At 65.2% G+C, this 531-nt stretch carries 1 pseudogene; it reads left to right on the top strand.

Annotated features, from left to right (window positions below):
- Positions 1-531: pseudogene (locus JMF90_RS39845) on the top strand (hypothetical protein); the annotation flags it as partial.

Below are 531 nucleotides of genomic sequence, written 5' to 3'. Positions count from 1 at the left end.
GCGGCGGGTACGCAAGGCACCGACGCGGTGAACGTGACGCAGCTCAGTGGCGTAACGACGGCGCTGGGTGGCGGTGCGGGCATTGGCGCCGATGGCAGCGTGACGGCGCCGAAGTATCACGTCGGTGACAAGACCTACGGCAACGTGGGTGACGCGATCACGGCCGCGGCGGAGATTGGTAGCAGCAAGGATCCGAACGCGGTTGCATACGACGATGAAACCAAGAGCACGGTCACGCTGGCCGGCGAGAAGGGCACGGCGCTGAAGAACGTTGCAGCCGGCGCGGTGAATACGACGAGCATGGAAGCGGTAAACGGCTCGCAGCTGTACGACACGTCGCAGAGCGTGGCAAGTGCGCTGGGCGGCGGTGCGACGGTGGACGCAGCAGGCAAGCTGACGGCACCGGCGTATACGCTGGACGACGGCAAGACGACTGCGCACAACGTTGGCGACGCGGTGTCGAACCTTGACGGCCGTGTGACGACGAACGCGACGAACGTCGAGAAGCTGCAAGACGATATTGCCGAGTCC

The sequence above is a fragment of the Burkholderia sp. E168m23 genome, from assembly GCF_016586125.1.
Classification (GTDB): Bacteria; Pseudomonadota; Gammaproteobacteria; order Burkholderiales; family Burkholderiaceae; genus Burkholderia; species Burkholderia orbicola.
This window is presented reverse-complemented; position numbering and strand designations above follow the sequence as displayed.